Raw genomic sequence first — 25,260 nt, 5'->3', positions numbered from 1 at the left:
GGCGGCCTCCGACGGCCGTCCGGCGCGCGGCCCCGCGCCACCCGCACGGGCGACGTCCGGCCGACGTCGCTAGCGTGGGGATCCCACCCGCAAGAGGAGTCCGCGTGCCCCGTCCCACCGACATCATCATCAGCCCGCTCGACGGGAAGCGCGCCGTCGTCACCGGCGGCAACAGCGGCCTCGGCCTCGAGACCGCGCGCCGGCTCGCCGCGGCCGGCGCCTCCGTCGTCCTCACGTCGCGCGACCCCGAGCGCGGCGAGGACGCGGCCGGCACCATCCGTGACCGCCACCCGGGCGTCCACGTGGAGGTCGGATCCCTCGACCTCGCCGACCTCGCCTCCGTGCGCGCCTTCGCCGACCGCGAGATCGAGCGCGGGCCGATCGACATCCTCGTCGACAACGCCGGCGTCATGGCCCCGCCGGACCGGCGCGAGACGGCCGACGGCTTCGAGATCCAGCTCGGCACGAACCACCTCGGCCACTTCGCGCTGACCGGGCTGCTCCTGCCCGCGCTGCAGGCGGCCGACGCGCCCCGCGTGGTCGTCGTCTCGAGCCTCGCGCACTGGATGGGCCGCATCGCGTTCGGCGACCTGCAGTCCGAGCGGCGGTACAGCGCCTGGGCGGCGTACGGCCAGGCGAAGCTCGCGAACCTCCTCTTCATGCGTCGCCTGCAGGCGCTCTCCGAGGAGCGCGGCTGGGGGCTCACGGCCGTCGCCGCCCACCCCGGCGTCACGTCCACGAACCTCGCCAAGAACGGTCCGGGCTCCGGACCCCAGGGCGTGATGAGCGACCTGGCGGCCAGGTTCGGTCCTGCCGCGCTGGGGCAGGACGTGCGCGTGGGCGCGCTCCCGCAGATCCAGGCCGCGACCGGCCTCGGCGTCCACCCGGGCGACTACTACGGTCCCGCGGGCCCCGGCGGGATGAGCGGCATGCCGCACCTGGCCGCGTCGAGCCCGTGGTCGAAGGACCCCGAGCTCGCGCGCCGCCTCTGGGACGCGTCCGAGCAGCTGACCGGGGTCGTGTACCCCGCCTAGCCCGCTGCCGATGCACGGCCGATGCGCCCGGGATCCCCCCGGGCGCATTCCCTATGGTGGGGACATGAGCATCGACGCCGACCGCCCCTGGGTACGCAGCTACGCGGACGGGGTGTCGGCCGACATCCCGCCCGTCATCGGATCCCTGGTCGACATGGTCGAGCGCTCCATCCAGCGGCACGCGAAGGCCGTCGCCCTCGAGTTCTTCGGGCGCGAGACGACGTACCGCGAGATGGGCGACCAGATCGCGCGCGCCGCCGAGGGCCTCCGCCGCCTCGGCGTCCGCAAGGGCGACCGCGTCGCGCTCGTGCTGCCGAACTGCCCGCAGCACATCGTCGCCTTCTACGCCGTGCTGCGGCTCGGCGCGATCGTCGTCGAGCACAACCCGCTGTACACGCCGCGGGAGCTCCGCCACCAGTTCGAGGACCATGGCGCCCGCGTCGTCATCGCCTGGAACACGGTCGTCGGCACCATCCAGGACATGCCGCGGGACGTGCCCGTCGACACGATCGTCTCGGTCGACCTCCCCGCCGCCATGCCGCTCGCCACGCGCCTGAAGCTGCGTCTCCCCGTTCCCGCCGCGCGTCGCGCCCGCGCCGCGATCACCGCGCCCGTGAAGGACACCGTCACGTGGGAGACGCTGGTGGACCACCGCCGCATCGCCGCGTCCCGCCCCAGGCCCGAGCTCGACGACGTCGCGATCCTCCAGTACACGAGCGGCACGACGGCGAGCCCCAAGGGCGCGATCCTCACGCACCGCAACCTGCACGCGAACGCCATGCAGGGCCGCGCCTGGGTGCCCGGCCTCGCGGACGGCGGCGAGACGGTCTACGGCGTGCTGCCGATGTTCCACGCCTACGGCCTCACGCTCTGCCTCACCTTCGCCATGGCGATCGGCGCCCGCCTCGTGCTGTTCCCGAAGTTCGACGTGGACCTCGTGCTCGCCGCCGCGCGGAAGCACCCGCCGACGTTCCTGCCGGCCGTCCCGCCCATCTACGAGCGGCTGGCCCGCGGCGCGAAGGAGAAGCGCGTCGACCTCACGGGCGTGCGGTTCGCGATCTCCGGCGCCATGAACCTGCCGGTCTCCACCGTCGAGCTGTGGGAGGGCCTCACCGGCGGGTACCTCGTGGAGGGCTACGGCCTCACGGAGACGTCGCCCGTGGCGCTCGGCAACCCCATCGGGCCGTCTCGCCGGCCCGGCACGGTGGGCGTCCCGTTCCCGAGCACCGAGGTGCGCGTCGTGGATCCCGAGGATCCCACCGTCGACCGCCAGCCCGGCGAGGAGGGCGAGCTGCTCATCCGCGGGCCGCAGGTGTTCCAGGGCTACTGGCGCCGCCCCGACGAGACGCGCGCGGCGCTCTTCGACGGCGGCTGGTTCCGCACGGGCGACATCGTGCGCGTCGACGCCGACGGGTTCACGACCATCGTCGACCGGATGAAGGAGCTCATCATCACGGGCGGCTTCAACGTCTCCCCCAGCGAGGTCGAGGACGTCGTGCGCGGCGCGCCGGGCGTGCAGGGCGCGGCTGTCGTCGGGCTCCCGTCCGCGGACGGCGGCGAGGACGTCACGGCCGCGGTCGTGCTGGATCCGGGTGCCACGCTCGACGAGGCCGCCGTCCGCGCCTACTGCCGCGCGCACCTCACCGCCTACAAGGTCCCCCGTCGCGTGATCCAGGTGGACGCGCTGCCCACCTCCCTCATCGGCAAGGTGCTCCGCCGCCAGGTGCGCGAGGAGCTGCAGCGCGAAGGCTGACCGCCGCCTGGCAGGACGCGCCCCTGGCCGGGCCGGCGGGCGCGACGGTCCTACGGTGGAAGAGCACGTTTCGTGCACCAACCATCGAAGGAGCCACATGACTCGAGGCATCGCCGTCGTCACCGGAGGATCGGCCGGACTGGGCCGAGCGACCGTGCGGGAGCTCGCGGACCGCGGCTGGGACGTCGCCGTCCTCGCGCGCGGCGAGGACGGCCTCGCGGGCGCCGTCGCCGACATCGAGGCGCGCGGACGCCGCGGCCTCGGCATCTCCACCGACGTCGCCGACCGCCTCGCCGTCGAGGCCGCGGCCGACCGCGTCGAGGACGAGCTCGGCCCCATCGACCTGTGGGTCAACGATGCCATGGTCGGCGTCTTCGGCGAGTTCCTCACCACGGATCCGGCCGACTTCGAGCGCGCCACCGCGGTCAACTACTTCGGCTTCGTCAACGGCACGCGCGCGGCCCTCTCGCGCATGGTGCCGCGCGACCGCGGCCACGTGATCCAGGTCGGCTCCGCGCTCGCCCACCGCGGCATCCCGCTGCAGGCCGCGTACTGCGCCGCCAAGCACGCCGTGCAGGGCTTCACCGAGTCGGTGACGACCGAGCTGATCCACAACGGGAGCAAGGTCGTCATCTCCACCGTCGACATGCCGGCGCTCAACACGATCCAGTTCAACTGGGTCAAGTCGCAGCTTCCGCACCACCCGCAGCCCGTGCCGCCGATCTTCGAGCCCGAGGTGGGCGCGCAGGCCATCGCCGCGGTCGCCGAGAAGCCGAAGCGCCGCAACTGGGTCGGCGAGCCGACCGTGATGACCGTGCTCGGGAACCGCTTCGTCGCGAACTGGCTCGACGGCTACCTCGCCAAGACCGGGTACACCGGCCAGCAGGCCGAGGACAAGACGCAGCCCATGCTCACGACCAACCTCTACACGCCGACCGCGGGCGATCAGGGCGCGCGCGGCATCTTCAGCGACCGCGCGCGCATGATGAGCCCGCAGGTGTGGATCGTCCGCAACCGCGCGAAGACCGTCGCCATCGGCGCGGGCGCGCTCCTGTCGGGCGTCATCGCCGGCACCGCCGCGCTGCGTCGCCGATAGCCTCGACGCATGGCTGACATCGACGCGATCGTGGTCGGATCCGGACCGAACGGGCTGGCCGCGGCCGTGACGATGGCGCGCGCGGGCCTCCGGGTCGAGGTGCACGAGCGGGCCGACACGATCGGCGGCGGCAGCCGCACTGCCGAGCTCACGCTCCCCGGCTTCCACCACGACATCTGCTCCGCCGTGCACCCGATGGCGCTCGCGTCCGGGTTCTTCCGGGCGTTCCAGCTCGACCGGCGCATCGACCTCGTCGTGCCGGAGATCTCCTACGGGCACCCGCTCGACGGCGGCGTCTCGGGCATCGCCTACCGCGACATCGACCGCACGGCCGACGGGCTCGGCGTGGACGGCCGGGCGTGGCGGCAGCTGATGGGGCCGCTCTCCGCATCGGCCGACCGGGTCGCCCAGTTCACGAACGGCCCGCTGCTGCAGGTCCCGCGGCATCCGCCGACCGCCATCCGCCTCGGCCTCCGCGCGCTCGAGCAGGGCTCGCCCGCCTGGAACGCGCGCTTCCGGGGCGACGTGGCGCCCGCCATGTTCACCGGCGTCGCCGCCCACGCGATCCAGACCATGCCGAGCGTGTCGACGGCCGCCGCCGCGCTCTCCCTCGGCGCCTACGCCCACGCGCGCGGCTGGCCGGTGCCGATCGGCGGCAGCCAGTCCATCGTCGACGCGATGGTCGACGACCTGCGGGCGCACGGTGGCGAGGTCATCACGGGATCCGAGGTCCGGACGCTGCGCGAGCTGCCTGCCGCCCGCGCGGTGCTCCTCGACACCAGCGCCCGGGCCCTCTCGCGCATCGCGAGCGACCGCCTGCCCGCGCGCTACCTCCGCGCTCTCCGCCGCTTCCGCTACGGCAACGCCGCCTCCAAGGTCGACTTCGCGCTCTCCGGACCTGTCCCGTGGACCGATCCCGAGCTCCGGAAGGCGGGCACGCTGCACGTCGGCGGCACCCGGGCCGAGATCCAGCGCGCCGAGAGGGATGTCGCCGCCGGCCGCCACAGCGACGACCCGTACGTGCTCGTCGCCCAGCCCTCCATCGACGACCCGGGCCGCGCGCCCGCGGGGAAGCACGTGCTGTGGGCGTACACGCACGTGCCGGCGGGATCCACGGTCGACCAGACCGAGGCCATCACCCGGCAGATCGAGCGCTTCGCCCCGGGCTTCCGCGACCTGATCCTCGCCTCCTCCAGCATCGACGCCGTCGGCATGGAGGAGCACGACCCCAACTACATCGGCGGCGACATCGCGGCCGGTGCCGCGAGCGTCTGGCAGCTGCTCGCACGCCCGGTGCTGTCGCCGGATCCGTGGCGCACGCCGGCCGCGGGCGTCTACCTCGCGTCGAGCTCGGCGACCCCGGGCCCCGGCGTGCACGGCATGGCCGGGTACCAGGCCGCCCGGAGCGCGCTGCGGCACGAGTTCGGGATCGACCGCGGGCCGGATCTCTCGCTGTAGCAGGGCGGTCTCCGGGCGTCGAGCCCCGCTGCCCTGATTACGCGGGCCTGGACGCGCCCACCAGACTGGACCCATGTCCGTCACCCGCCGCCGCATGCAGTGCTCCCCCGCCGACGTCGCCGAGGTGGTGGCCGACGGCTGGCTGTTCCCCTCGTGGGTCGTCGGCGCCTCCCGGATGCGGGCCGTCGACGACGCGTGGCCCGCGGTCGGCGCGCAGCTGCACCACTCGTTCGGCTCCTGGCCCGTCCTCATCGACGACGAGACCACGATGCTCGAGTGGGATCCGCCGCGCCGCGTGGTCATGCAGCCGAAGGGCTGGCCGATCGGCGAGGCGCGCGTGACCCTCGAGGTGCGCACGCTGCCCGACGGCTGCGAGGTGCGCATGACCGAGGAGGCCGTGCGCGGGCCTGGTCGCCTCGTGCCGGCGCCCGTGATGGACGTGCTGCTGCACGCGCGCAACGTGGAGACGCTGCGCCGACTGGCCTACCTCGCCGAGGGGCGGCACGCGGGCCGGGGCTGATCGCCACGACGACCGCGGGTGCGACGCCGTCCGCATCCCCGCACGGTCGCCTCCGCGTCACCGGCGACGACACGCACGCGGCCTAGGGTGGGAGGGGTGACCACCCCCACCGAGCGGCCCTGGCTGGCCAGCTACGCGCCCGACGTCCCGCACGAGATCGATCTGCCGCAGGGATCGCTCGTCGACATCGTCGACCAGTCCGTGCTGCGCTTCCCCGGCGGCACCGCGCTCGACTTCCTCGGCGCGGAGACGAGCTACCGCGACCTCGGCGAGCAGATCGCGCGCGCCGCCCAGGGGCTCGCCGACGCGGGCGTGCGCGCGGGGGATCCCGTCGCGATCGTCTTGCCCAACTGCCCGCAGCACGTCGTCGCGTTCTACGCGGCGCTGCGCCTGGGCGCGGTGGTCGTCGAGCACAACCCGCTCTACACGCCGCGCGAGCTGCAGCACCAGTTCGAGGACCACGGCGCGCGCACCGTGATCGCGTGGGACAAGTCGGTCGCGACGATCCAGGCGCTGCCCGAGGACGTGCGGCCCGAGCGCATCGTGTCCGTCGACGTGACGCGCGCCATGCCCCGGCGCACGCGCCTGCTCCTGCGTCTGCCCGTCCCGAAGGCCCGCGCAGCCCGCGCCGCGATCGCCGCGAAGGTCACGGGCACGATCACCTGGGAGCGGATCTCCGCCGCCGCGCCCCTGCCCGTCGACCACCCCCGCCCGGCGGCGACCGACCTCGCGGTGATCCAGTACACGAGCGGCACGACGGGCGCGCCGAAGGGCGCCGAGCTCACGCACCTCAACCTCAGCGCGAACGCCGCCCAGTCCCGCGCGTGGGTCCCCACGGTGTCGCGCGGCACGAGCGTCGTGTACGCCGTGCTGCCCATGTTCCACGCGTACGGGCTGACCCTCTGCCTCACCTTCGCGATGAGCATGGGCTCGCGCCTCGTGCTGTTCCCCCGCTTCGAGCCCGACCTCGTGCTGCAGGCGATCCGCCGCCACCCGCCGACGTTCCTGCCCGCGGTGCCGCCCATCTACAGGCGGCTGCGCGAGGCCGCCGAGGCGGAGGGCGTGTCGCTCGCCGGCATCTCGATCTCCATCTCCGGCGCGATGGCGCTGCCCGAGTCGGTCGTCGTGCCGTGGGAGGAGCAGACCGGCGGCTGGCTCGTCGAGGGCTACGGCCTCTCGGAGTGCTCGCCCGTGCTGATGGCCAACCCGGTCGGCGACACGCGTCGCGCCGGGACGGTCGGCCTGCCGCTGCCGAACACCGAGGTGCGCGTCGTGGATCCCGAGGACCCGACGATCGACCGGCCCGCGGGCGAGCCCGGCGAGCTCCTCGTGCGCGGGCCCCAGGTGTTCCGCGGGTACCACGGCCGCCCCGACGAGACCGCCGCCGTGCTGCTCGAGGGCGGCTGGTTCCGCACGGGCGACGTGGTGACGATCGACGAGGACGGCTTCGTGCGCATCGCCGACCGGATCAAGGAGCTCATCATCACCGGCGGGTTCAACGTCTCGCCGAGCGAGGTCGAGGACGCCGTCCGCGAGCTCGACGGCGTGCGGGACGCGGCGGTCGTCGGGATCCCGCGCGACGGCGGCGACGAGGAGGTCGTCGCGGCCGTGGTGCTCGAGGAGGGCGCGACGCTCGACGAGCAGGCCGGGCGGACGACGCTGCGCGCCGAGCTCGCGGCCTACAAGGTGCCGAGGCGGATCGTGGTGCTCGACGAGCTGCCGACGTCGCTCCTCGGCAAGGTGCTGCGCCGGAAGGTGCGCGAGGGGATCGTCGAGGCGGGCTAGGCGCCCGGCGTCCCGCCCCGCCCGGGCTGCGCCGACGCGGCGACGCGCTAGAAGAAGTCGCCGCCCCCGAAGTCCCCGCCGCCCATGTCGGCGCCGCCGCCGAAGTCGCCCGCACCGAAGTCGCCGCTGCCGAAGTCGCCGGCGCCCGCGTCGGCACCGCCCGCGTCCGTCGCGCCCGCGTCCGCGCCGCCGTCGGCGCCCGCGTCGGCACCGCCGTCGGCACCGTCCGCACCGGCCTGGTCCTGCCCGACCGCGTCCGGGATGAGCGCCTGCGCGATGGCCGAGCCGACCACGACGCCGGCGATGGTGCCGAGCATGGATCCGGCGATCATGCCGCCCATGCCCATCCCGGCGCCTCCGCCGCCCGCGAGGCCGCCGCGGGGACCGAGGGTGCGCTCGAGCGTGCCGGGCGCGCGCATCTCCGAGCGGGTGGCCGAGCGTGCGAGGGACTCGGGGCGGTCGTCCACGGGCGCGTCGCCCTCGGCGGCGTCCGAGCTCAGCTGGCGGAAGAGGATCTCGCGCTGCTCCGGGGTGAGCTTCCGGAACGCCTCGAGGTGCACCTCCTCGATCCGCTCCGGCGGCGCGGTCCGGAGGAGGTAGCGGTAGCGCTCGACGGCTACCTCGTCGGCGCTGCGCTCGCGCGGGGTGCCGCCCGATGAGCGGTCTCGTCCGTCGGGCTGCTCGTCGCGGCCCAGGAGCCTGTCCAGGAATCCCATGGTGGTGCCTCTCGCCGCGGCCGGATCGGCGGGTGTCGCCGACCGCATCAGCCTCCGGCCACCGTACGCGGCGGGCCCGGGAGCCCCGTGGGAGGCGGATGCGCATCGCCCGCGCGATGCCACGCGTCAGCGGTCGCTCGACCCCCTGCCCCGCTGGGCGCGGCGGCGCACGGCGCGGCCGACCAGCACGAGCAGCAGGATCCCGAGCACGGCGTACACCGCGTAGTCGAGATAGTGCGCGTAGGCGTCGATCAGCTCGTACTGGCTGCCGAGGGCGGCGCCCAGCCCGATGAGGGCGCCGTTCCAGAGGCCGCTGCCGGCGATCGTGTAGAAGCTGAACTGGCCGATGGGCATGCCGGCGGCACCGGCAGGCAGGGAGATCAGGCTGCGGACGCCGGGCACGAGACGGCCGAAGAACACCGCCGAGCGGCCGTGGCGGTGGAACCAGGCAGCCGCGACCTCGAAGTCGTGACGCTCCACGAGCGGCAGCTTCGCGAGCACGCGGATCGTCCGCTCCTCCCCCGCCCTCCGGCCGAGCCAGTAGAGGAGGAGGGCCCCGAGGTACGCCCCGAGCGTGCTGGCGACGATGACGAGCACCAGGTTCATGCGTCCCGTGGCGGCGACGAAGCCGGCCAGCGGCAGCACCACCTCGCTCGGGATCGGCGGGAACACCGTCTCGACGAACGTCATGGCGCCCACGCCCACCTCGCCGAGCGCCTCGATCACGCGGGCCGCGGCGCCCACGAGCCCGTCGAGGCCCTGGAGCGGATCCGCGCCGGTCGCGGCGGGACGGGCACCGGCGATCGTCGTCGGCAGGAGGGTCGGCGGCAGGAGAGCGGTCACCCGGACACGGTACCGGGCGGCTCGAGTCGGGTCCCGGCGGCGACGCCTCGCGGATGCCCCGCGACGTCCCGACGATGCGGCCGCCCCCTCGGGGACGCCTCCGCCGTGTCCGCCCGCCCCCGCCGGGGGTCGCGTAGCGTGGTCGGGTGCCGTCCTCGATCCCCCTCCCCCGGTCCATCCGCACCTCCGTCTCCCTCCTCGCCGTCGTCGGCCTCGCCGTCGGCCTCGGTGCCTGCACCACCCAGCAGGACGCGCTCGGGATCCTCCGACCCGTGACCGCCGCGCCCGACGCGCCCCTCACGGTCGTGGGCCAGGCCGACGACTCGGACGCGTCCATCGCCATGAGCGGGAGCCTCTTCCGCCAGGCGCCCGTCGCGGTGCTGGCACCCGCCGGGGACGTCGCCGCGCAGGAGCTCGGTGCGGAGGCCGCGGTCGCGCTCGGCGCGCCGCTCCTCGTCCAGGGCCAGGGCGCGGAGTCCGAGATCGAGCGCCTGGGTTCCTCGGGCGTGCTCGCGGTCGGCGACCTCGGGGACGACGTCACCTCCGCGCTGCCCGGGTCGACCACGGTCGTGCGGGCCGACCGCGCCGCGGACGTCGCCCGCCTCACGGGAACCGACGTCGCGGACGCCACGGACCGGGATCCGTCCACGGCCGTCTCGCGCGTCGCCGGGCTCGCCGCGCCCGACGGCGACGCGTCCTCGGCGGCCCCGCCCACCGGATCCGGCGACGACGCCCTCCCCGCCACGGCACCCGCGGCCGCCCTCACCGGTGCCCACGCGCTCGCGACCGACGCCGCGTCCTCCCTCGCCGCGGTCGCCACGGCGCGCGCGGCCGGCGTCGGCGTGACCGTCCTGCCCGAGGCCTCCCCGGATCCCCGCGCTTCCGCCGACGCGGTCTCCGCGCTGCACGACGCGGGCGCGACGAGCACCATCGCCGTCGGTGCCGCCTACGCGGACGACGCCTCGCTCGAGGGGCGGATCCGCACCGCGGCCGCGGGCGACCAGCTCCCGGGCGGCGGCCAGCTCGTGCTCCCCGGCAAGCGCTACGTCGCGCTCTACGGCGCCGCCGGCACGGGCGCGCTCGGCGTGCTGGGCGAGCAGGGGCCCGCGGACGCCGTGGCTCGCGCGAAGGCGCAGGCCGCGGAGTACCAGCCGTACTCCGACGAGCCCGTGATCCCCATGTTCGAGCTCATCGCCACGGTCGCCGCCGGTTCGGCCGGCCCCGACGGCGACTACTCCTCCGAGGTCCCCGTCGAGACGCTGCAGCCGTGGATCGACGCGGCCCGGGACGCGGGCGTCTACGTCGTCATCGACCTCCAGCCCGGCCGCACCGACTTCCTCACGCAGGCGAAGCGCTACGAGTCCGTGCTGGCGCAGCCGGGCGTGGGCCTCGCGCTCGACCCCGAGTGGCGGCTCGGCCCGGACCAGGTGCCGCTGAAGCAGATCGGGAGCGTGAGCGCGGCCGAGGTCGACGCCACGACCGACTGGCTCGCGGGCGTCGTGCGCGAGAAGGGCCTACCGCAGAAGATGCTCGTGCTCCACCAGTTCCGGCTCAGCATGATCCAGGACCGCGCGTCGCTCGACATGGACCACCCGGAGCTCGCGATGCTCGTCCACGCGGACGGCCAGGGCGGCCAGCCCGACAAGCAGGCCACCTGGCGCGCCCTGCACGCCGACGCGCCGGCCGGGTTGGCCTGGGGCTGGAAGAACTTCATCGACGAGGACACGCCGATGCTCACACCGGAGCAGACGATGCGCGACGTGTCGCCGGTGCCGGACCTCGTCACCTACCAGTAGCGGCGGGGCCCGACCGGGCGGGCGTCAGGACCCGGTGACGCCGCCCCGGTCCACGTGCCAGTGCCGGTCGAGGCGCACGGCGTCGAGCATCCGACGGTCGTGGGTCACGAGCAGGAGCGTGCCGTCGTAGGAGTCGAGCGCCTGCTCGAGCTGCTCGATGGCGGGCAGGTCCAGGTGGTTGGTCGGCTCGTCGAGCACGAGCAGGTTGACGCCGCGGGCCTGCAGGAGCGCGAGGCCCGCGCGCGTCCGCTCACCGGGCGAGAGGCCGTCGACGGGACGCGTGACGTGGTCGGCGCGCAGCCCGAACTTCGCGAGCAGCGTGCGGACCTCGGCGGGCGACATGTCCGGCACCTGCTCCGCGAACGACTCGGCGAGGGGCGCGTCACCGCGGAGGGCCGCGCGGGCCTGGTCGATCTCGCCCACCTGCACGCTGCGGCCGGGCGACGCATCGCCCGCGTCCGGCGCGATGCGGCCGAGGATCAGCCCGAGCAGCGTCGACTTGCCTGCGCCGTTCGGGCCGGTGATCCCGATGCGGTCGCCGCCGTCCACCTGCAGCGACACGGGTCCCAGCGTGAACCCGCCGCGCGTGACGGTCGCCTCGCGCAGCGTCGCCACCACGGCGCTCGAGCGCGGCGCCTGCCCGATGGTGAAGGCGAGCTCCCACTCCTTGCGCGGCTCCTCGACCTCCTCGAGGCGCGCGATGCGGCTCTCCATCTGTCGGACCTTCTGGCCCTGCTTCTCGCTGGACTCGACGGACGCCTTGCGCCGGATCTTGTCGTTGTCGGGCGACTTGCGCATCGCGTTGCGGACGCCCTGCGACGACCACTCGCGCTGCGTGCGGGCGCGGGACACGAGGTCCGCCTTGGTGTCGGCGAACTGCTCGTAGGCCTCGCGAGCGTGGCGGCGCGCGACCTGGCGCTCCTCGAGGAACGCGTCGTAGCCGCCCTCGTACACGCGGACGCTGTCCTGCGCGAGGTCGAGCTCGACGACGGTCGTGACGCAGCGCGCGAGGAACTCCCGGTCGTGCGAGACGAGCACGACGCCGCCGCGCAGGCCGCGGACGAACGACTCCAGGCGCGCGAGGCCGTCGAGGTCCAGGTCGTTGGTGGGCTCGTCGAGGAGCACGATGTCGAAGCGGCTGAGCAGCAGCGCGGCGAGGGCGACGCGGGCAGCCTGCCCGCCGGAGAGGCCGGCGGTGGGGAGCTCCGGATCGAGGTCGAGCCCGAGCTCCGCGAGCGTCACGGGGAGGCGCTCGTCGAGGTCGGCCGCGCCGCTCGCCATCCAGCGGTCGAGCGCCGTGCCGTACGCGTCGTCGGCGCCGGGCAGGCCCTCGCCGAGCGCGACGGCCGTGCGATCCAGCTCGGCCGAGGCCTCGGCGCAGCCGGTGCGGCGGGCGACGTAGCCCGCGACGGTCTCGCCCGGGATCCTCTCGTGCTCCTGCGGCAGCCAGCCGATGAACGCGTCCGCGGGCGAGAGCAGCACGCGGCCGTCCTGCGGCGCGTCGACGCCGGCGAGGAGCCGGAGCAGCGTGCTCTTGCCCGCGCCGTTCGCGCCGACGAGGCCGACGACGTCCCCGGGCGCGACCGTGAGGTCGAGCCCGGAGAACAGCGTGCGGTGCCCGTGTCCTCCGGCGAGGCCGCGGGCGACGAGGGTCGCGGTCACGAGGCCTGCGCGCGCTCCAGCACGAGCTCGCGGACGCGGGCCGCGTCCGCCTGGCCGCGCATGGCCTTCATCACGGCGCCGATGACGGCGCCGGCCGCCTGCACCTTGCCGTCGCGGATCTTCGCGAGCACGTCGGGCTGCGCCTGCAGCGCCGCGTCGATCGCCTCGATGAGCGGGCCGTCGTCGGACACGACCGCGAGGCCGCGGGCGTCCACGACCTCCTGCGCCGTGCCCTCGCCGTCGATGACTCCCTCGATCACGTCGCGCGCCAGGCGGTTCGTCAGCGTGCCGGCCTCGACCAGCTCGATGACGGACGCGACCTGCGTGGGGCTGATGAGCGTCGCCGCGTCCACGCCGCGCGCGTTGGCGATGCGGGCGATCTCGCCCGTCCACCACTTGCGCGCCGCCTGGGGTGCGGCGCCGGCCTCGACCGTGTCCACGAGCTCGGTGAGGAGCCCCGAGTTCACGACGTCCTGGAACTCGAGGTCGGTGAAGCCCCACTCGCCCTTGAGCCGGCGGCGGCGGATCGCGGGCGCCTCGGGGAGCGCTGCCCGCAGCTCCTCGATCAGCTCGGCGCTCGGCTGCACGGGCAGCAGGTCGGGCTCGGGGAAGTAGCGGTAGTCGTCGGCGTCGCTCTTCGGCCGGCCGGCCGACGTGCGGCCGGTGTCCTCGTGCCAGTGCCGCGTCTCCTGAGTGATCGTGCCGCCCGCGGCGAGGATGGCCGCCTGGCGCTGGATCTCGTAGCGGATGGCGCGCTCGACCGAACGGAGCGAGTTGACGTTCTTCGTCTCCGTGCGGGTGCCGAGCTTCCCGGATCCGCGCGGGCTCAGCGAGATGTTCGCGTCGCAGCGGAGGTTGCCGCGCTCCATCTTCGCGTCGGAGATGCCGAGCGCCACGACGATGTCGCGGATGGTCGACACGTACGCCTTCGCGAGCTCGGGGGCCTCGCCTTCCGCGCCGTAGATGATGTCGGTGACGATCTCCACGAGCGGCACGCCGGCGCGGTTGTAGTCGACCAGCGAGTGGTCGGCGCCCTGGATCCGGCCCGTCGCACCGCCCACGTGCGTGAGCTTCCCGGCATCCTCCTCCATGTGCGCGCGCTCGATCGGCACCGTGACGATGCGGCCGTCGGGCATCTCCACCTCGACGGAGCCGCGGAACGCGATGGGCTCGTCGAACTGGCTGATCTGGTAGTTCTTCGCGAGGTCCGGGTAGAAGTAGTTCTTCCGGGCGAAGCGCGAGCTGGGCGCGATCTCGCAGCCGAGCGCGAGGCCCAGGCTGATCGAGTGCTTGACGGCCTGCTCGTTCACGACGGGCAGCGAGCCCGGGAGACCGAGGTCGACGGGTGTGATGTTGGTGTTGGGCTCGCCGCCGAAGAAGTTCGGCGCGTCGGAGAACATCTTCGTGCGCGTGTTCAGCTCCACGTGGACCTCGAACCCGAGCACGGGCTCGAACATCTCGATGGCCTCGTCGTAGTCCATCAGCTCGGCCTTGGCCATCAGTGCGTGTCTCCGTCCGTGGTGCGCGATGCGGCGCGCGCGAGCTCGGGTGCCTGGGCGAGCAGGGGTCCGCCCCACTGCCGCTCGAGGATCCCCTCGAGCGCGGCGCCGACCGTGTAGAGGCGCGCGTCCGCGCGGGCGGGCGCCATGAACTGGATCCCGACGGGGAGGCCGTCCTCGGGCGCGAGCCCGATGGGGAGGCCGATGCCGGGGACGCCCGCGAGGTTCGCCGGGATCGTCGTGAGGTCGTTGAGGTACATCGCCAGCGGGTCGTCGAGCTTCTCGCCGAGCTTGAACGCCGTGGTGGGCGCGGACGGCGTGACCAGCACGTCGACCTGCTGGAACGCGGCGTCGAAGTCGCGTTGGATGAGCGTGCGGACCTTCTGCGCGCTGCCGTAGTAGGCGTCGTAGTAGCCGGCGCTCAGCGCGTAGGTGCCCAGGATGATGCGGCGCTTGACCTCGGGGCCGAAGCCGGCCTCGCGCGTCGCCGCCATGACGTCCTCGACGGTGCCGCCGCCGGGCGGGTTCACGCGGAGGCCGAAGCGCACCGAGTCGAACTTGGCGAGGTTGCTCGATGCCTCGGCGGGGAGGATCAGGTAGTACGCGGCGATGGCGTGCTCGAAGTTCGGCGCGCTCACCTCGACGATCTCGGCGCCGGCCTGCTCGAGCAGGTCGAGCGCCTCGCGGAAGCGCTGCGTGACGCCGGCCTGGAAGCCCTCGCCGTCGAGCTGCTTCACGACGCCGATGCGGAGGCCCTTCACGGATCCCTCGCGCTGCCCTGCGCGCGCGGCCTCGGCGAACGAGGGCCACGCGTCGGTCAGCGACGTGGAGTCGCGCGGGTCGTGCCCGCCGATGACGTCGTGCACGAGCGCCGAGTCGAGCACCGTGCGGGAGACGGGGCCCACCTGGTCGAGGCTCGAGGCGAGCGCGATGGCGCCGTAGCGGCTCACGCCGCCGTAGGTGGGCTTGACGCCCACGGATCCGGTGACGGCGGCGGGCTGGCGGATGGAGCCGCCCGTGTCGGAGCCGAGAGCGACGGGCGCCTCGAACGCGGCGACCGCGGCCGCGGATCCGCCGCCCGAGCCGCCGGGGATTCGGTCGAGGTCCCACGGGTTGTGCGTCGCGCCGAACGCGGAGTGCTCGGTGGAGGAGCCCATCGCGAACTCGTCCATGTTGGTCTTGCCGAGCGGCACGAGACCCGCAGCGCGGAGCCGCTGGACGACCGTGGCGTCGTAGGGCGGGGTCCAGCCCTCGAGCATGCGCGAGCCCGCGGTGGACGGCATGTCGATGGTGCAGAGCACGTCCTTGATCGCGATGGGCACGCCGGCGAGCGGCCCGAGCGGGGCGCCGTCGGCGCGCTGCGCGTCGATCTCGGCGGCGCGCCCGAGCGCGCGCTCACCGGAGACGTGGAGGAACGCGTGGACGTCGCCGTCGACGTGGTCGATGCGGTCGAGGTGCGCGCGCACGGCGTCGACGCTGGAGACCTCGCGGGAGGCGAGGCGGTCGGCGAGGTCGGCGGCGCTGAGGCGCGTGAGGTCGTCGGTCATGGTGCTCCTACTGCTCTTCGCCGAGGATCGCCGACACCTTGAAGCGGGATCCGTCGTGCTCGGGTGCGCCCGCGAGCGCCTGGGCGGTGGTCAGCGTCTGGCCCGGGACGTCGGGCCGGTAGACGTTCACCAGCGGGATCGGGTGGCTCGTGGCCGGGACGTCGGGGCCGGCGACCGCGGTGACCTTCGCGACCGACTCGACGATGAGGCCGAGCTCGGTGGTGAGCGTGTCGATCTCCTCCGGGCTCAGGCGGATGCGCGCGAGGCCCGCGAGGTGCTCCACCTGCTCCCGGCTGATCTGCTCCGTGGTGGTCGGCGCCTGGGGGGTCTCGTCCCCGCTGGTCGCGTCGGCGGGCTCGGGCCGGGTGTCGGGCATGCGTCTCCAAAGGACTGTGTGCGGGGGTACCGGGAGATTCTATTAGCGTGACCCCCATGCCCACCGCAGCCCGGATCCCCGCCCGCCGTCGATCCTGGCGCCCCCGCGGGGCCGCGGTCGCCGCCCTCGCCGCGCTCGCCCTGGTGCCGCTCGTCGGATGCGCCCCCGTGAGCGACGTGCGCGGCAACTGGCACCTGGTGTCCGGATCCGACTCCTCGGGCGACCTCGGCGTCGGCGACACGCTCATCACGATGCGCGTCGGCGGCGGCGAGATCAGCGGACGCGGCCCCTGCAACGACTACTCCGGGCGGATGGCCGAGCGGGGCGACGGGATGCTCAGCGCGGTGGCCCCCGGCACGCTCCCGTGCGAGGACGGCGGCCTCGAGGCCCGCTACTTCCAGGACCTCGCCGTCGTCTCGTCGCTGCAGGTGGACGACGGCCACCTCGTCGCCACGGGACCGGACGACGTGCGGCTGGAGTACGCCGAGCGCAGCCGCGGCTGACCGCGCGTCCGCTACCTGCCGCTGGCGTCCGAGAGGACGTCGTGCGCGACCGGTCGGTCGATCCCGATGAGCGCGAGGTTCCGGAAGGACTCCGTGCCGCGGTCGAAGTAGCTGTTGTGCCCGACGACGCCCGCGAGGGAGCCGTCGGCCGAGACGCCCGATGCGGTGCCCGTGCCGGCGACGCCGAAGTGCTCGGCGCCGAACGACGCGCTACCCGGGTCCGACCCGAAGTACGACGACCCGACCACGGGATCCCACGCCGCCTCGCCCACGAACACGCGGCCGACGGGCACGTCCAGCTCCGCGGCGTCGCGGACGGCGCCTCCCGGCGACCCGACCATGGCGAGGGCGTCGACGGAGGCCCGACCGCTCGAGAGCGCGAGCAGCGCCGCCGTCGACCCGTAGGAGTGCGCGATCACGGCGAGGTACGGCGGGTCGTCGCGGCGCAGGCCCTGGATGCCCTGGATCGCGTCCTCCAGGTACTGGGCGCCCTCGTGCGCGAGGTCGAGGGTCCCGATGCCCAGCAGGTCGGGCGTGCGGTAGCCGATCCACGCGATCGTCGCGACGCCGGCCCCGCCCGCCTCCGCGCCCGCGCGTGCGCCGAGGAGCGTGGTCTGCTGCTGCTGGAGGCGCGCGGCGACGTCCGTCCAGTCGACCAGGCGGTCGGACACGGAGTAGAACATCCCGGGCACGACGATCGAGACGTACGCCGCGGTGTCGAGGTCGCCCAGCACCACGCCGGCGCGTCCCGGCCACGTCGTGTCGAGCGTGAGCAGCGACCGCGCCGGGCCGCCCGCCGCGGGCTCCAGCGCCCGACGCACCTCGGCGAGCATGTCCATGTCGCGCCCGAGCTCCTGCTGCGCGCCGCGACCCGGCGTCGTGGCGGCTCGGGCGTGCAGCTCGCGCTCGCGCTGGTCGAGGAGGCGGCGGTTGGCGGCGTCGCGCTCGATGACGGGGATGCCCTCCAGATTGCCCACGAGCTCGGGGATCCCCTCCGCCAGCTCGAGGCGCTCCGCCTGCGCGAGACCCGACCACCAGGCGGCGACGCCGGACACGGAGGGCGGACGGCGGATGATCTCGCGGATCGTCGCCGGGATGGCGCGGGCGAGCCGCCGGAGCTCGGGCACGTCGAGCGCGGGCAGCGCGCCCAGGAGCGCGACGGGGGCCGTGTCGCGGAGCGCCCGGTCGGAGACGCCCTCGTCGCGGAGCTGCTGGACCACGCGCGCGGGGCTCGGCAGGTGCGCGCCCGTGGTCGGATCCGCCGCGTCCGGCCCGGCGAGGACCGCGGGCGGACGCGTCGCCGCGACGACCGGGGCCGCGGGTGCCACGAGCGCCCCGACCAGCGCGTAGGCGATGGCCGAGGCGGTGAGCAGCGCGCGCACGCGAGTCGTCACGGTTCAGATCCCCCAGAAGGCGGCGTGGGAGGGCCGGCGACCGAGATCGGCGCGCCCCGCGCCGACGCGTGGCTCCATGCTATCGACGCGGGGTGTCGGGCGGGAGGCCCGATCAGGGGGTCTCTGCGGCGCCGCCCGGCCCGGGCTCCCCCGGCTCGGGGACGGCTGCGGCGTCCGCGTCGACGTCCGCGGCAGACGCGACATCCGCGGCGGCCGGCGCCTTCCTCTTCCGGGCGCGCTTCGGCTTCAGCTCCGCGCTCGCGTCCTCGCCCGCCTCGCCGACCGCCGGGGCCCCCGCCGCGTCGGCCGCGGGATCCGCGTCGGCCGCCGGATCCGCGTCGGCCGCGGGATCTGCGTCCGGCAGCGCGATGGCGTCGGGCCCCTGCTCCACGAGCAGGCGGAACTCGGCCGCGTCGATGATGCGCACGCCCAGCGCCTCCGCCTTCCCGAGCTTGGATCCCGCGCCCGGTCCGGCCGCGACGTAGTGGGTCTTCTTGCTGACGCTGGATCCGGCCTTGCCACCCGCCGCCATGATCGCCTCGAGCGCGCCCTCGCGCGTGTAGCCCTCGAGCGACCCGGTGGCCACGACCGTGAGGCCGGCGAGCACGCCGCCCGCCGCGGCCGCCGCGCCGGGGCCCGGGTGGCCGGGGACCGCCGTGACGACGCCCGCCTTCTCCCAGCGCTCGACGATCTCGCGGTGCCAGTCGACCTCGAACCAGTCGAGCAGCGCGTCGGCGATGATGCCGCCTACGCCGTCGACCGCGGCGAGCTCCTCGCGGCTCGCGGAGCGGATGGCGTCGAGCGAGCCGAACCAACCCGCCAGCGCGCGCGCCGCGACCGGGCCGACGTGGCGGATGCTGAGTGCCACGAGGATGCGCCACAGGTCTTGGGTCTTCGCCTTGTCGAGGTTCTCGAGCAGCACCTCGGCGGACTTCGACGGCACGCTGTCCTCGTCGCCCCACGGCGCGGCCGGATCGAAGGCGCCGTCCCGCTTCGGGGCGCGCTTGCGGCGGAACGGCGTGACGCGCTTGGCCTCGCCCGTCTTCTCGTCGACCTTCACCATCCCGGTCTCGGCGTCGCGGACGACCACGGTGATGGGCACGAGGTCGGCCATCGTGAGCTCGAACAGGCCGGCCTCGGTCTCGAGCGGCGGATCCTCCGGCTCGAGCGGCTGGGTGAGCGCGGCCGCCGCGACCTCGCCCAGGCCCTCGATGTCGAGCGCGCCGCGCGACGCCACGTGCTCGACGCGGCCGCGCACCTGCGCCGGGCAGCTGCGCGCGTTCGGGCAGCGGAGGTCGATGTCGCCCTCCTTGGCGGGGCGCAGCGGCGTCTGGCACTCGGGGCAGAGCGTGGGCATGACGAACTCGCGCTCCGTGCCGTCGCGCAGCTCGACGACCGGGCCGAGCACCTCGGGGATGACGTCGCCGGCCTTGCGCAGCACCACCGTGTCGCCGATGAGCACGCCCTTGGCCTTCACGACCTGCTGGTTGTGCAGCGTGGCCTGGCGCACCTCGGATCCGGCGACCTCGACCTTCTCCATGACGGCGAACGGCGTGGCGCGACCCGTGCGGCCGACGCTCACGACGATGTCGAGGAGCGTCGTGTTGACCTCCTCGGGCGGGTACTTGTACGCGGTCGCCCACCGCGGGGCGCGGCTCGTGGCGCCGAGCTCCTCGTGGAGCCCCAGGTCGTCGACCTTGACGACGATGCCGTCGATCTGGTGCTCGACCTCGGCGCGGTGCGCGCCGTGCCGCCGCACGAACTCCGTGACCTCGGAGATGTCGTCGAACACGCGGAAGTGCGTGGAGATGGGGAGGCCCCAGCCGGCCAGCAGCCCGTACACCTCGGACTGCGCGGACACATGGGCGTCGCTCGCCAGCTCGCGGACGGGCCATGCGCCGATGCCGTGCACGAGCATGCGGAGGCGGCGTATTCGCGCGCGCATGAGCTCGAGGCGCGCCGGGCTCTTGCCCTCCTCCTTCTGGCGCAGGGATCCCGCGGCGGCGTTCCGCGGGTTCGCGAAGACGCGCTCCCCCACCTCCAGCTGCCGGGCATTCAGCTCGTCGAACTCCGCGACGGGGAAGAAGATCTCGCCGCGCACCTCGACGAGCGGCGGGTGCCCGGATCCCGTCAGCCGCTCCGGCACCGTGCCCATGGTGAGGACGTTCTGCGTGACGTCCTCCCCGACGACGCCGTCGCCGCGCGTGGCCGCCGTGACGAGGACGCCGTGCTCGTAGCGGAGGTTGATGGCGAGCCCGTCGATCTTGAGCTCGCTGAGGTACCGGACCCGTCCGCTGCCGGCATCCCGCTCGACCTTGGCGGCCCACTCGGCGAGCTCCTCCTCGCTGAAGACGTTGTCGAGGCTGAGCATGCGCTCGGCGTGCGTCACGGGCGCGAAGAGCGTGGTCTCCGCCCGGCCGCCGACGGTCTGCGTGGGGCTGTCCTGGCTGCGGAGCGTCGGGTGCGCTTCCTCGAGCGCCTCGAGCTCGTGCACGAGCGCGTCGTACTCGGCGTCGCTGAGCGTGCTCGCGTCCGCCCCGTAGTACTCGTCGCGGTGGCGCTCGATCTCGGTGCGGAGCGCGTCCACCCGGGCGGAGGCCGCCTCGAGGTCGGCGGGCGTGGTCGCGGGGACGGCGTCGTCCGCGGCGGGCGAGTCGGTGGCGGTGTCGCTCATGCGCGCGTCACTCCCCCGCGGCTGCGCCGACGAGGGCGGCGTCGCGCATCGGCGGCCGGGCGTCGTCCACGGCGCTCACGGTGCGGTCGATGGTGACCTGGCCGAGCACGCGCGTGCCGGCGTAGACGACGGCGGTCTGCCCGGGGGCGACGCCGTGCAGGGGGTCTCTGGGGGTGATCACGAGCTGCATGCTGCCATCGACCACCGACACCGCCGCCCGCGCGGGCACGGGGTCCGCGTGCGCACGGATCTGCACGTCGCAGTCGAACGGCTGGTCCGGCCGCGTCGGAGGGGTACCCGCCCAGGTGTAGGAGGATCCGGCGATCTCGCGGATGGCGAGCGCCTCCTGCGGGCCGACCACGACCGTGTTGTCCTTGGGCCGGATCTCCAGGACGAAGCGCGGGCGCCCGTCGGGAGCCGGCGTGCCGATCGCGAGGCCCTTGCGCTGCCCGACCGTGAAGGCCGCCGCGCCCTGGTGCGTGCCGATCGCGTTCCCCTCGCCGTCGAGGATCTCTCCCGGCTCCGCGCCGACGCGGTCGGCGAGCCAGCCGCGCGTGTCGCCGTCGGGGATGAAGCAGATGTCGTGGCTGTCGGGCTTCTGCGCCACCTGGATCCCACGGGCCTGGGCCTCGGCGCGCACCTCGGCCTTGGAGGGCGTGGATCCGAGCGGGAAGTAGGAGTGCGCGATCTGCTCGGCCGTGAGCACGCCCAGCACGTACGACTGGTCCTTGGCCCAGGCGGCCGCGCGGTGCAGCTCGGGCTGCCCGTCGGGTCCCTCGATCACGTCCGCGTAGTGCCCGGTGCAGACGGCGTCGAAGCCGAGGTCGAGCGCCTTCTCCAGGACAGCGGCGAACTTGATCCGCTCGTTGCAGCGCATGCAGGGGTTCGGGGTGCGGCCCGCCTGGTACTCGGCCACGAAGTCGTCGACCACGTCGGCCGCGAAGCGCTCGGAGAAGTCCCACACGTAGAACGGGATGCCCAGCAGGTCGGCGGCGCGGCGCGCGTCCATCGAGTCCTCGATGGTGCAGCAGCCGCGGGATCCGGTGCGCAGCGTGCCCGGCATGCGGCTGAGGGCGAGGTGCACGCCCGTCACGTCGTGCCCGGCCTCGACGGCCCGGGCGGCGGCCACGGCGGAGTCGACTCCGCCACTCATCGCTGCGAGGATCTTCACTCCGCGAGCCTACGCGCCGCGCGACCCGCGAGGCCCGCCCGGGAGGCGCGCGCGACGGCGTCGGGCAGCGCCGCCAGGAGCGCGTCGACGTCGGCGTCCGTCGTCGTGCGGCCGAGCGTGAAGCGGAGCGCGCCGCGGGCCTCGCCATCCGGGATCCCCATGCCGAGCAGCACGTGCGACACCTCGGGGACGCCGGCCTGGCACGCGGATCCCGTCGACACAGAGACGCCGGCCATGTCGAGCAGGAGCAGGAGCGAGTCGCCCTGGCAGCCCGCGAAGGTGAGGTGCGCGTTGCCGGGGAGGCGGCCGGCGGGATCCGGGTCGCCGCGGAGCACGGCTCCGGGCACGTCGCGGAGCACGGACTCGACCAGGCGGTCGCGGAGCCGTGCCACGCGCACCGCCTCGGCGTCGAGCTCCGCGACGGCGAGGGTGACGGCCGCCGCGAAGGCGACCGCGGACGCGGCGTCCTGCGTGCCGGAGCGCACCTGCCGCTGCTGGCCGCCGCCGTGGATCTGCGGATCCACGGCGGCCTGCCGCGCGAGCACGAGCGCGCCGCTTCCGACGGGCCCGCCGACCTTGTGCGCCGACACGCTGACGGCATGGACGCCCGCGTCGCGCCAGCGCCGGGACGGGACGGGCATGTGGCCCAGCGCCGCGACCGCGTCGACGTGCACGGGCACGCCGTGCGCCCGGGCGAGGGCGGCGAGCTCCTCGACGGGCTGGATCGTGCCGACCTCGTTGCTCGCGGCGAGGAAGGTGAGGAGGGAGACGGATCCGGGATCCGCGGCGAGCGCGGCGGCGACCCGGTCGACCCGGATGCGCCCGAGCTCGTCGATCGGCAGCCGCTCCACGACGGCGCCGCGCCGCTCGAGCCACTCGACCGTGTCGACCGTGGCGTGGTGCTCGCCGTCGGGCACGAGGATCCGCGTGCGCCGGGGGTCGGCCGCGACGCGCGCGCCGTGCAGCCCCTTGATCCCGAGGTTCACCGACTCCGTGCCGCCGGAGGTGAGGACGACCTCGACCGGGTCCGCGTCGAGCGCGCGGGCGATGGCCTCTCGCGCCTCCTCGAGCACGCGCCTGGCCTCCTGGCCGTGCGAGTGGATGGAGGACGGGTTGCCCACCAGGGTCAGCGCCCCGGCGAGCGCCGCGATCGCCTCCGGCCGCATGGGGGTCGTCGCGGCGTGGTCGAGGTAGACCGTCATGCCCCCTACCCTAGGTCGCATGCCGCGCCCCGGACCGCCCGTGCCCCTGGGGCTGACGCTCCATGACCAGGGCGGAACGCTGCGCGTCGTGAGCCACGGCGCGTCCGCCGTGGAGCTCACCGTCTCGGCCGTCGACGACCCGCGCCGCGTGGTGGAGGTCGTGGCGATGGAGCGGGGCGACGAGGGCGTCTGGACGGGATCCAGCGCCCGGCTCGTCCCCGGCACCGCATACTCGGTGCGCGTCGACGGCGACCCCGCGCCCGGCGACTCCTTCGACCCGACGCGGCACCTGCTGGATCCCTACGCGCGCGGCCTCGTGCAGGTCGGTCCCGCCGCGTGGCGCTCGGTGGTCACGAGCGAGGTGCCCGCCGAGGAGCGCGCCGCCCGCCGTGCCGCGCGACCGGTCGTGCCGCGCGACCGCCAGGTGCTCTACGAGCTGCACGTGCGCGGCTTCACCAAGCTCGACGAGCGGCTGCCCGAGGAGCTGCGCGGCACGTACGCGGGGCTGGGGCACGCGACCACGGTGGAGCGCCTTGTCGACCTGGGGATCACGACGGTCGAGCTCCTGCCCGTGCACGCGTCCACGAGCGAGGAGCGGCTGCGCGCGCAGGGACGCATCAACCACTGGGGCTACAACACGCTCGCCTACCTCGCCCCGCACGCGCCCTACGCCACCCGCGCCGCGCGCGACGCCGGGGCCGACGCGGTCGCCGCCGAGTTCCGCGGCATGGTCGACGCGCTGCACGCCGCCGGGATCCAGGTCGTGCTCGACGTGGTCTACAACCACACCGCCGAGGAGGGAGCCGACGGCCCGGTCACGAGCCTCCGCGGCATCGACGGCTCGCGGTACTACCGGCACACGCCGGATGGGACGCCCATCGACGTGACGGGCTGCGGCAACACGGTCGACCTGTCCCGGCCCGACGCGCAGCGCCTCGTGCTCGACTCGCTCGAGCACTGGTCCGACGTCATGGGCGTCGACGGCTTCCGCTTCGACCTCGCCGTGACCCTCGGGCGCGACGAGCGCGTCGACTTCGACCCCGCGCACCCGCTGCTGCGCGCCATCGTCGAGGACGAGGCGCTCGAGGGGCTCCTCATGATCGCCGAGCCGTGGGACGTGGGCATGGGCGGCTGGCGCACGGGCGGGTTCGGATCCGGCTGGAGCGAGTGGAACGACGGCTACCGCGACGTCGTGCGCGACTTCTGGCTCGCCGACGTCGCCGAGACCCGCCGCAGCGGCCGCGCCCCGAACGGCGTGGGGGCGCTCGCCTCCTGCCTCGCGGGATCCTCCGGCACGTTCGCCGCCGATCGCGGCCCGCTCGCCTCCGTCTCCTTCGTCACCGCGCACGACGGCTTCACGCTCGCGGACCTCACCTCGTACGACCGCAAGCACAACAGCGGCAACGGCGAGTCCAACCGCGACGGCACGGACGCGAACCGCTCCTGGAACCACGGAGTGGAGGGCCCGACGCGCGACGCCGCCATCCTCGCGGCCCGACGCCGCACCTCGCGCAACCTGCTCGGCACCCTGCTCGTCTCCGCGGGCATCCCCATGGTCACGATGGGCGACGATCGCGGCCGCACGCAGCGTGGCAACAACAACGGCTACTGCCTCGACAACGCGGCCACGTGGATGCGCTGGGACGAGGACGCGTGGCGGATGGACCTGCACGCGACCACGCGCCACCTCCTCCGCATCCGGCGGGAGAACCCGGCGCTCCGGCCCGTCCGCTACGCGGAGCCCGACGCGCACGTGCCGAGCGCCTCGGTCCTCGCCTGGCGCGACGCGGACGGCGCGCCCATGACCGAGGCGGCCTGGGAGTCGACGGGCACCCGCACCCTGCAGTGGATCACCACATCCACCCCCGAGACGGAGGACCCGAACACGGTGCTCGTCGTGGTCCACGGCCAGGAGTCCCGCGCGGAGGTCACGCTGCCGGAGCACGACGGGGTGGTGCGCTGGCGCCTCCTGTGGTCGAGCGAGTGGGAGCGGCCCGAGGTCGTGGCGACGGACGACGCGCCCGGCGACCGGGTCGAGGTCGACGGACCGGCGCTGCGGATCTACCGCGCCCGCTGACCCCGTCCGGCCGGGATGCGGCGCGGCCGACGCGGCGTGCCGTCCCGGACGGGGGCCGCGCCGGGTTCGCATCGCGCGGCGCTCGTGTGCTCTCCTGGATGCGCCCGCACGATCCGCCGCGCACCGCCGCGCCCAGAGCTCCCGAGGACGCCGC

At 74.6% G+C, this 25,260-nt stretch carries 19 protein-coding genes; 9 read left to right on the top strand and 10 right to left on the bottom strand.

Going from position 1 to position 25,260, the window contains the following annotated elements; genetic code table 11:
• Nucleotides 1-104 precede the first annotated feature (104 nt).
• The 6 genes from K0V08_RS02800 to K0V08_RS02775 all read left to right on the top strand — a co-directional run bounded on the left by K0V08_RS02800 (nucleotide 105) and on the right by K0V08_RS02775 (nucleotide 7,646).
• Nucleotides 105-1,034 (top strand): oxidoreductase, encoded by a 930-nt coding sequence (locus K0V08_RS02800; protein WP_012038105.1) that lies wholly within the window; start codon nucleotides 105-107, stop codon nucleotides 1,032-1,034.
• A gap of 64 nt (nucleotides 1,035-1,098) precedes the next feature.
• Entirely contained in the window at nucleotides 1,099-2,787 is a 1,689-nt protein-coding gene (locus tag K0V08_RS02795; protein ID WP_079532855.1) for a long-chain-fatty-acid--CoA ligase, read from the top strand.
• A 97-nt stretch (nucleotides 2,788-2,884) separates the two neighbouring features.
• A complete protein-coding gene (locus tag K0V08_RS02790) occupies nucleotides 2,885-3,883 on the top strand; it encodes an SDR family oxidoreductase (RefSeq protein ID WP_079532852.1) in 999 nt (332 codons plus the stop codon).
• Nucleotides 3,884-3,892: 9 nt separating this feature from the next.
• Entirely contained in the window at nucleotides 3,893-5,341 is a 1,449-nt protein-coding gene (locus K0V08_RS02785; protein ID WP_079532847.1) for a phytoene desaturase family protein, read from the top strand.
• Between the two features lie 73 nt (nucleotides 5,342-5,414).
• Complete coding sequence (locus K0V08_RS02780) at nucleotides 5,415-5,861, top strand: SRPBCC family protein (protein ID WP_012038101.1); 447 nt, start codon at nucleotides 5,415-5,417, stop codon at nucleotides 5,859-5,861.
• A gap of 96 nt (nucleotides 5,862-5,957) precedes the next feature.
• Nucleotides 5,958-7,646: a long-chain-fatty-acid--CoA ligase gene (locus tag K0V08_RS02775; protein WP_079532845.1), complete on the top strand. Its 1,689-nt coding sequence runs from the start codon at nucleotides 5,958-5,960 to the stop codon at nucleotides 7,644-7,646.
• 47 nt (nucleotides 7,647-7,693) lie between these two features.
• Here K0V08_RS02775 and K0V08_RS02770 read toward each other — a convergent pair whose 3' ends face one another.
• The gene (locus tag K0V08_RS02770) at nucleotides 7,694-8,362 is read right to left on the bottom strand and encodes a hypothetical protein (protein ID WP_012038099.1); all 669 of its coding nucleotides are present in this window, start codon (nucleotides 8,360-8,362) and stop codon (nucleotides 7,694-7,696) included.
• A 126-nt stretch (nucleotides 8,363-8,488) separates the two neighbouring features.
• Nucleotides 8,489-9,205, bottom strand: a complete 717-nt coding sequence (locus K0V08_RS02765) for a DedA family protein (RefSeq protein WP_012038098.1) — start codon at nucleotides 9,203-9,205, stop codon at nucleotides 8,489-8,491.
• 146 nt (nucleotides 9,206-9,351) lie between these two features.
• Here K0V08_RS02765 and K0V08_RS02760 point away from each other — a divergent pair, with 146 nt between their 5' ends.
• Nucleotides 9,352-11,001, top strand: coding sequence for a hypothetical protein (locus K0V08_RS02760; protein ID WP_079532843.1), 1,650 nt, complete (start codon nucleotides 9,352-9,354; stop codon nucleotides 10,999-11,001).
• Between the two features lie 24 nt (nucleotides 11,002-11,025).
• Here the strand turns inward: K0V08_RS02760 and K0V08_RS02755 are convergent, their stop codons facing one another.
• The 4 genes from K0V08_RS02755 to gatC are packed head-to-tail and all read right to left on the bottom strand — an operon-like array spanning nucleotide 11,026 to nucleotide 16,085.
• On the bottom strand, nucleotides 11,026-12,663 hold the full coding sequence (locus K0V08_RS02755) for an ABC-F family ATP-binding cassette domain-containing protein (protein ID WP_079532840.1): 1,638 nt from the start codon (nucleotides 12,661-12,663) through the stop codon (nucleotides 11,026-11,028).
• Nucleotides 12,660-14,162, bottom strand: coding sequence for an Asp-tRNA(Asn)/Glu-tRNA(Gln) amidotransferase subunit GatB (gene gatB, locus K0V08_RS02750; RefSeq protein WP_079532838.1), 1,503 nt, complete (start codon nucleotides 14,160-14,162; stop codon nucleotides 12,660-12,662). Before gatB ends, K0V08_RS02755 begins: the two co-directional genes overlap by 4 nt.
• Complete coding sequence (gatA, locus tag K0V08_RS02745; RefSeq protein ID WP_079532835.1) at nucleotides 14,162-15,709, bottom strand: Asp-tRNA(Asn)/Glu-tRNA(Gln) amidotransferase subunit GatA; 1,548 nt, start codon at nucleotides 15,707-15,709, stop codon at nucleotides 14,162-14,164. The genes gatB and gatA overlap by 1 nt, the downstream gene beginning before the upstream one ends.
• A gap of 7 nt (nucleotides 15,710-15,716) precedes the next feature.
• Entirely contained in the window at nucleotides 15,717-16,085 is a 369-nt protein-coding gene (gene gatC / locus K0V08_RS02740) for an Asp-tRNA(Asn)/Glu-tRNA(Gln) amidotransferase subunit GatC (RefSeq protein WP_079532833.1), read from the bottom strand.
• Nucleotides 16,086-16,141: 56 nt separating this feature from the next.
• On the opposite strand from gatC, the gene K0V08_RS02735 reads away from it, so the two are divergent.
• The gene (locus tag K0V08_RS02735; RefSeq protein ID WP_174240535.1) at nucleotides 16,142-16,588 is read left to right on the top strand and encodes an META domain-containing protein; all 447 of its coding nucleotides are present in this window, start codon (nucleotides 16,142-16,144) and stop codon (nucleotides 16,586-16,588) included.
• 11 nt (nucleotides 16,589-16,599) lie between these two features.
• Here K0V08_RS02735 and K0V08_RS02730 read toward each other — a convergent pair whose 3' ends face one another.
• The 4 genes from K0V08_RS02730 to K0V08_RS02715 form a co-directional block, all read right to left on the bottom strand.
• Nucleotides 16,600-17,982, bottom strand: coding sequence for an alpha/beta hydrolase (locus tag K0V08_RS02730; RefSeq protein ID WP_079532828.1), 1,383 nt, complete (start codon nucleotides 17,980-17,982; stop codon nucleotides 16,600-16,602).
• 112 nt (nucleotides 17,983-18,094) lie between these two features.
• Nucleotides 18,095-20,656, bottom strand: a complete 2,562-nt coding sequence (gene ligA, locus K0V08_RS02725) for an NAD-dependent DNA ligase LigA (RefSeq protein ID WP_079532825.1) — start codon at nucleotides 20,654-20,656, stop codon at nucleotides 18,095-18,097.
• A gap of 7 nt (nucleotides 20,657-20,663) precedes the next feature.
• Nucleotides 20,664-21,827: a tRNA 2-thiouridine(34) synthase MnmA gene (mnmA, locus tag K0V08_RS02720; protein ID WP_172405422.1), complete on the bottom strand. Its 1,164-nt coding sequence runs from the start codon at nucleotides 21,825-21,827 to the stop codon at nucleotides 20,664-20,666.
• Nucleotides 21,824-23,029 carry a cysteine desulfurase family protein gene (locus K0V08_RS02715; protein WP_079532823.1) on the bottom strand — a complete coding sequence of 402 codons (1,206 nt, stop codon included), beginning with the start codon at nucleotides 23,027-23,029 and terminating at the stop codon, nucleotides 21,824-21,826. The genes mnmA and K0V08_RS02715 overlap by 4 nt, the downstream gene beginning before the upstream one ends.
• A gap of 19 nt (nucleotides 23,030-23,048) precedes the next feature.
• Between K0V08_RS02715 and K0V08_RS02710 the strand changes: the two genes are divergently transcribed.
• Nucleotides 23,049-25,106, top strand: a complete 2,058-nt coding sequence (locus K0V08_RS02710; RefSeq protein ID WP_228510685.1) for a glycogen debranching protein — start codon at nucleotides 23,049-23,051, stop codon at nucleotides 25,104-25,106.
• Nucleotides 25,107-25,260: the final 154 nt, after the last annotated feature.

This window comes from Clavibacter michiganensis (genome assembly GCF_021216655.1).
Lineage (GTDB): Bacteria > Actinomycetota > Actinomycetes > Actinomycetales > Microbacteriaceae > Clavibacter > Clavibacter michiganensis.
Note: the sequence above shows the minus strand (reverse complement) of the source record. Positions and strands in the feature narration are given on the sequence as shown.